We start from the raw sequence: 6,464 nt of genomic DNA, 5'->3' as shown, positions 1-6,464 counted from the left end.
GCCAGATACACGCCGACAGCCTCGGCATACGCCCTCGCGCCCGTGCCGCCGTCGCGTAGCGGGCGGTCGTCGTCGCTCACACCAGCCGCGACCGCGTCCCGTTGAACCTGCTCCATTGCTTCGCCCACGAGATCCGAGAAGGTGGTCAGCGCGACCAACTGGCGTGAAGTGAAGAGGTCTCCGAAAGTAGGGAGGCCGTAGTCCGGCGGTGAAAACCAACGCGGGTTTTCGGGTTGGGCGAGTTCCGGCCTCCACTCGGGCTGTGCCCGTCGCGCCGCGTCCGCCTGTTCGGCCGAAGGACTCAGGTAGACCCGCTCGCGATCCCCCTCGGCAACGATTGCCATCAGCCGAGCGCCCATGCGCCCAGCGCGGCCTTCCGATTTGACGTAGTCGGGGGCAAGCGGTGCGCCGGACATCAGGCAGCGGAAGTTCGCCCCCCGCGACATCTTCGTGCCGCGCTTCGCGGCGTCCCGGTCCATTGGCGGTCCGACACGGACATCGAACCGGTATCCACCATCCTCTATGACCGGCTCGACGTACGCCTCCTTGCCCTTCTTCGTCGACAGCATGAAGGACGACGCGAGGGGCACCTCGACATCGGAAAAGGCCGGATTGGGGCTCGGCACGGTACGCGCCCAAAGCCATGCGATGACAGTGAGTCTGCGTCCTTCGTACTTCTTCAGATCTCGACGTCTCCGAGCCATGCGCGATGTCACCGCCACGCTCGGGTAGAGGTCCCCGATCCGCTTGTCGGCTTCCTTCCGCATCCATCCGCCGTAGTGCCTCACGTCTTCGGCCAGACCCTGAGCGCCCTTCCACTCCCTGTCGATCAGGGTTGCTCGCGGGGTTGATGCGCCGACCGCCCCCGTAGTGTGTACCGGCCTTCGGTCCGCGAACCTGGGCGGAATCTCGATCATCGCCTTGTTGATCAGGACCGCCACAGGGTTCAGGTCGCTGGCGTGGGCCTCAAGTCCCAGCCGCTGAGCTTCGAGAGGCAATGCACCACCCCCGGCGAACGGGTCGTGGAACGCCGGCAACCTCTTTGGGTCGAAGAGTTTTGCGGCGTTGGGGTGGTCCCGGTTCTCGCTACAAGTCCTCCGCCAGCTTCGGAGGATCTCCCGGCGCGCGCGCTCCAAGACCGTTCGGTTGGTCGTGTTCTCCCAGGTCACGAGCTCCTCGATCAGCCGGAACAGACGAGCACGTTCGCGCGTTCTCGATTCCTCGGTCGGGAACCGCTCGGGATCCTCGGATGGATCATCCACCATCTGCGAGAAGATGACGGCGCGGGCGGCGGCGAGAGGCCTCCTCGCCCACCAGAGGTGGAGCGTGCTCGGATGACCGTGGCGGATGGACTTCTCGCGCCTCGATGCCGCATTGATTGCATCGAGAGGCAACGCAACCTCGATGAGCTTGCGTCGGTTGCTAGCCCCGCCTGCGTCGGCGGCCGCAGCCATCGCGTCAGGCTCCCCAGACTGTGACCAAGGCACCGCCCCGCTTGCGCTCCTCCCGGAAGATCCTCTCCGCCCAGCTCCTTCCCGGACGCAAGTCGAAGACGACGAGATGGCCCGCTTCCGTTCCGCTGATGTCCATGTAGCGCTTCGTCTGTTCGAGTCCCACTTCGACTGTTCGCGACATGGACCGTCCTTCCTTTACCAGCTTGCACTCGACGACGATCCGTTCCTCCCGTCCTCCCTCGCGGGGCCACACGACCAGCAGGTCCACGCGGCGGCTCCCCAGCGCGTACTCCCGCTCGATCCGTCCCGTGGCGTTCACGACCCGGTGCAGAAAAGCCTGGAGCACCAACTGCGGCCCGGCCTCCGTGTACTGAGCCCGCCGGATCCAGTGCTCGGAGTTCTGCCGGAAGAACTCTTGGAAGGCGGCAAGCAGGCCGTCCATGTCCAGACTCCCGTCGGAGCGCACGTACCATGCGGTCTCCTGGGGCGCGATTTCGTGCTGGAGGACCCACGTCAACTCGCGAGGGAGCACCTCGCCGTAGATGGGATTCGCCACGCGCAGCGTCCGGCCCGGCGCGACCAGCCCGAGATCGCGCACGTACTCGAAGTCACGGTCGCTGTACTCCGCGTCCCCGCCGCCCATCAGGGGCTCGATCACCCGGCGCACGCGGGGCTCGCGCAGCTTGTCCGCCAACTGGTCAAGATGCGTGTCGCGCCGTAGGATCAGCGCCTCGCGCGCAGCGAAGACATCGCTCTCCGTGAAGGGTTCCCCGGGCTCCCTCGGCACCCCCGCCAAAAAGCACATCTCCAGCGCGAGCGCGTTGACCAGCCAAGGCTGTCCGCGGGTCTGCTCCCACACGGCCCGGACGGCCCCGTGCGCGAATCGTTGGCCGGTTTCGGCGGTGTGTTGCCCCAGCAGGTCCTCGACCTCGGCGCGGCCGAAGTCCCCCATCCGTAGCGACCTCGCCTTGACGTTGAAGGCGCTCCCGCCCGTGATGACGTTCTTCTCCGAGCCGGCCCGGATTCGGTAGTCGCGCACGTCGCGAACTCCGCAAAGCACGACGCTCTGGGGGAATCCCTCCGGCCGGCGCACGTAACCCGCCCGCAACTGCCGCAGCACCGATACCAGCGTATCACCCACCAGCGAGTCGATCTCGTCGATCAGAAGGACCAGCGGCGCGCGAGCGGCTCTCGCCCAGGTTTCCAGCAGAGTGCCGAGCGCGTCGTCAGGACGCCGGGTGGTGTCGAGCGCCTCCGCGGCTTCGGCCGTGGCGCGGTCGTTCAGCGTGTATCTCGCCTCCCGGGCGATCTGCGATGCGATCGCGCCCATCGCGCGCCCCACATCCTCCCGCGCCGTCTGCGCGGGCTCGACATTGATGTAGGCGCAACGATACTCGCCGGCCTCGCCGCCGTTGAGCAGGCCGCGCAACGCCAGCAGCGCCGTCGTCTTGCCCGTCTGCCGGGGAGCGTGCAGCACGAAGTAGCGCTCGTCCCGGACGAGGCCGAGCACTTCCGGCAGAGCGAGTCGGTCGAGCGGCGGGATATGGTAGTGGAGCGCGGGCCGTATGGGACCCGCCGTGTTGAACTTTCGCATGGGAGTAAACGTGGTTGGGGCTCGCGGGACGGGCAAGCACATCGATGTCGCGTTCGGAGCCGCCTGTAGGTCGCGTTACGGGTTGCCGGGGTCGAGGGACAAGCTCTCCCGTCCGTCCCCGCTGCCGCAGTTTGGGGCGGAAACCCCGAGCAGATCAGCGATGGTTGATCCGACCCTCTCGGCGGCGTCCGACGCCTCGCGATCGCAGACGTGCGCGTAGCGCATTGCCATACGGTCTTGGCTGTGTCCCAGCAACCGGGAGAGAACCGGCAGAGGGACGCGCCCCATGACCGCGTGGCTTGCGAAGGTGTGGCGCAGGTCGTGAAGGCGCACACCTTCGATGCGGGCCTCCCGCCGGACCTTGCGCCATAGCGAGAGTTCGCTCGAGCGGGGCCGGGATGCGTCCGTCAGCGACGGAAATACATAGGGACTTCCCGTCCGTGGCTGCCGGGTGATCACCGCGTGGGCCGCGCTGCTCAGGAAGACGGTGCGGGGTCCAGTCTTGCTGTCGGACAGCCGCAGCACGTCTTCGCCGACTTCCTCCCAACGCAGGTTGACCAGTTCGCCCTTGCGGCACCCCGTAAGGAGCAGGAGGCGGATGATGGCAACCTGCTGCTGGCCCGAGCCTCGACCCCGGTGGGCGTTCAGGGCAGCATGGACCCGCGCCACCTCGTCCCGGGACAGAAAGCGGGTGACCTTGGGTCTTGGGTTGTGCCGTACGCCTTGAGCCGGGTTGAAGTCCACATGCCCGCACTCGATGGCGTAGTTGAAGATCTGCTTCAGAATGTCGAGGATCCGGTTCGCGCCGGCGGGCGCGGTTCGGCTGTAGCGGTCGAACCAAGCGAGCACCTCCAGCGAGCCGATTTCGCTCAGCTTCCTGTCTCCGAACGTAGGAAGCAACTGCGTGCGGAGCGCGCTGTCGACGCGCTGGCGTGTTGAGGGCTTGCAGCGGTTGTAGCAGGCGATGTTCCAAGAACCGCCCACAAATCCTTCGAAGCTCGGGGTCGCCATCGCTTATCCCTCCAAAGCCTCGGCGACGGTCTCCACCGCCTGCCTCAGCATCGCGTCACCGAAGTGTATGTACCTCAGGGTGGTGTCCGGATCACGATGCCCCAGCAGCCGGCCGATCATGACCACGGACTCGCCGTTCCGCAGTGCGAGACTCGCGTAGGTGTGACGCAGGTCGTGCAAACGGAGGCCGGAGAGACGGGCCTCCCGGCGAATCCGACGCCAATGTCCGTAGAGGGTCTCGGTGGACATGGGTTCCTGCGGGTCGGCTGCGGGGAACACGAAGCCGGTCGTCTTGGGCAAACCGTCCAACTGGCTGCGTGCCGCGCGGCAGAGCCACACGGTTCTTGGACCGGACTTGCCGTCGCGCAGAAACAGGTGGCCCTCGCGGTAGTCACCCCAGCGCAGCGTCCGGATCTCGCTCTGCCTGCATCCGGTGAGGCACAGGAGCCGGACGATGGCCACGGGGAGGGGCGCCTCGGACCGGGCGTTCGCTAGCCCATGTCCCAAGCGGCGCATCTCGGCGGGCGTGAGGAACCGCTCCCGGCGGGCCTGCGGGTAGCGCCGGATCCCCTTGCAGGGATTGCTGTTCTTCGTTCGGTAGCCGTAGGTCTCCGCCTGACGCATGATGACCGAGAGGATCGGTAGCGAGCGGTTGGCCGCGGCGGGGGTGGCATGAAGGGTTCCGAACCAACGCCGGACCTCGGCCCGTGTGATCTCGGTCACCGGTCGTCCCCTGAACCATGGCATGATCTGGTTTCGGAGGTACGCCCGATTCACCTGCAAGGTGGCCGGCTTCCAAGTACGTCCGTACCTTCGGAATACTTCTTCCGCGACCGTCTCGAACGGGACGGGCTTGGCGTTCTCTCTCTCACGAAGAATGGTGGACATGATGCTCCTCCCGGCGATGTGTTGCGGGCGGAGCATTCGTGAGGGTCGCGGACGCGCCGTCCGCAGGCTGTCGAAGTCTTCTCCAACGGTACGTTCTCGTCGATGACGGTAGCTCCCAAGCTGATCGAAGTGGCCCTCCCCTTGGACGCGATCAACGCCGCGTCGAGGCGCGAGAAGTCCATCCGGCACGGACATCCCAGCACACTTCACCTCTGGTGGGCGCGCCGACCGTTGGCGGCCGCGCGAGCCGTGATTTTCGCCCAGATGGTGGACGATCCATCCGCGAATCCAGAAGGGTTCCCCACTAGGGAGGCGCAGGAGAAAGAGCGGGACAGGTTGTTCGGGATTCTGGAACGATTGGTGCGGTGGGAGAATACGACGAACGAGGATCTGCTCGCGGAGGCGCGCCGGGAAATCCTTCGGAGTTGGCGGCGAACCTGTAGGGACAACGTCGATCATCCGCGGGCACAGGAGTTGTTCAACCCGGATCGGCTTCCTGCCTTCCACGATCCGTTCGCGGGCGGGGGAGCTCTTCCGCTGGAGGCACAGCGGCTCGGGCTCGATTCCCATGCCAGCGACCTGAACCCGGTGGCCGTCCTGATCAACAAAGCGATGATCGAGATCCCGCCGAAGTTCGCGGGCAGGTCACCGGTCAACCCGAATTCTCGGTCGGGGCGTGAACTGGTCAAGCGGTCATGGAAGGGCGGGCGAGGGCTGGCCGAGGACGTGCGTCACTACGGGCAGTGGATGCGCGACGAAGCGGAGCGGCGTATCGGGCATCTGTACCCGCAGATCGAGGTGACGCGCGCGATGGTCAGCGAGCAGCCGGACCTGAAGCCGTACGAGGGCCGGAGGCTGACGGTCATCGCTTGGCTCTGGGCGCGTACGGTTCGGAGTCCGAATCCGGCGTTCGCCGACGTTGAGGTGCCCCTCGCCTCCACGTGGTTGCTCTCGACGAAGAAGGGAAAGGAGGCGTACGTCCAGCCGATCATCCAAGGGGCGGCGTATCGCTTCAACGTCCGCTCAGGGCGCCCGCCCGACATCGCCGAGTCCAGAAAGGGAACGAAGTCCGGGGGCAGCGGCAGCGAGTTTCTTTGCATGATGTCGGGAGCCCCGATGCCCTTCAGCTACCTTCGCGATGAGGCAAGAGCAGGCCGAATGGGCAGTAGGCTGATGGCCATCGTCGCCGTTGGCGACCGCGGCCGCGTCTACCTTCCACCGTCGACGGAAATGGAGGAAATCGCCCGCCGCGCCGACCCAACCGGGGTGCCAGACACGCGGCTCCCGGACAAGGCCCTCGGATTCAGGGTTCAGCAATACGGAATGGTGCGGTGGCGCGACCTCTTCACAGATCGCCAACTCGTGGCGCTCACCACCTTCTCTGACCTCGTCGGCGAGGCTATGGAGTGGATCCGTGCGGACGCGGTAGCGGCGAGCCTGTCGGACGACGACCGCCCGCTACGCGAAGGCGGCACCGGCGCGAGGGCGTATGCCGAGGCTGTCGGCGTGTATCTGGC

5 protein-coding genes are annotated in these 6,464 nt (G+C 66.3%); 1 reads left to right on the top strand and 4 read right to left on the bottom strand.

Translation table 11 applies throughout. The features are described 5' to 3' along the window. From OXU32_00630 to OXU32_00615, 4 genes are all read right to left on the bottom strand, one after another. Positions 1 to 1,454 (bottom strand): DUF1156 domain-containing protein (locus OXU32_00630; GenBank protein ID MDE0072475.1); only part of this gene is annotated, 1,454 nt, incomplete at its 3' end. Positions 1,455 to 1,458: 4 nt separating this feature from the next. After that, positions 1,459 to 3,048, bottom strand: coding sequence for an AAA family ATPase (locus OXU32_00625; protein MDE0072474.1), 1,590 nt, complete (start codon positions 3,046 to 3,048; stop codon positions 1,459 to 1,461). A gap of 75 nt (positions 3,049 to 3,123) precedes the next feature. Beyond that, entirely contained in the window at positions 3,124 to 4,059 is a 936-nt protein-coding gene (locus OXU32_00620) for a tyrosine-type recombinase/integrase (GenBank protein MDE0072473.1), read from the bottom strand. Between the two features lie 3 nt (positions 4,060 to 4,062). Then, positions 4,063 to 4,947 (bottom strand): tyrosine-type recombinase/integrase, encoded by an 885-nt coding sequence (locus OXU32_00615; protein ID MDE0072472.1) that lies wholly within the window; start codon positions 4,945 to 4,947, stop codon positions 4,063 to 4,065. Between the two features lie 102 nt (positions 4,948 to 5,049). Here OXU32_00615 and OXU32_00610 point away from each other — a divergent pair. Then, positions 5,050 to 6,464, top strand: a 1,415-nt coding sequence (locus tag OXU32_00610) for a DUF1156 domain-containing protein (GenBank protein ID MDE0072471.1), incomplete at its 3' end; no start/stop codon positions are given.

The sequence above is a fragment of the Gammaproteobacteria bacterium genome (genome assembly GCA_028819075.1).
Lineage (GTDB): Bacteria > Gemmatimonadota > Gemmatimonadetes > Longimicrobiales > Gaopeijiaceae > BD2-11.
The sequence above is the reverse complement of the archived record's forward strand: the minus strand, read 5'-3'. Positions and strand labels throughout refer to the sequence as shown.

Coding starts and splice junctions, on each gene's coding strand:
- OXU32_00625 (MDE0072474.1), bottom strand. CDS start 3,048: ATGCGAAAGTTCAACACGGCGGGTCCCATACGGCCCGCGCTCCACTAC.
- OXU32_00620 (MDE0072473.1), bottom strand. CDS start 4,059: ATGGCGACCCCGAGCTTCGAAGGATTTGTGGGCGGTTCTTGGAACATC.
- OXU32_00615 (MDE0072472.1), bottom strand. CDS start 4,947: ATGTCCACCATTCTTCGTGAGAGAGAGAACGCCAAGCCCGTCCCGTTC.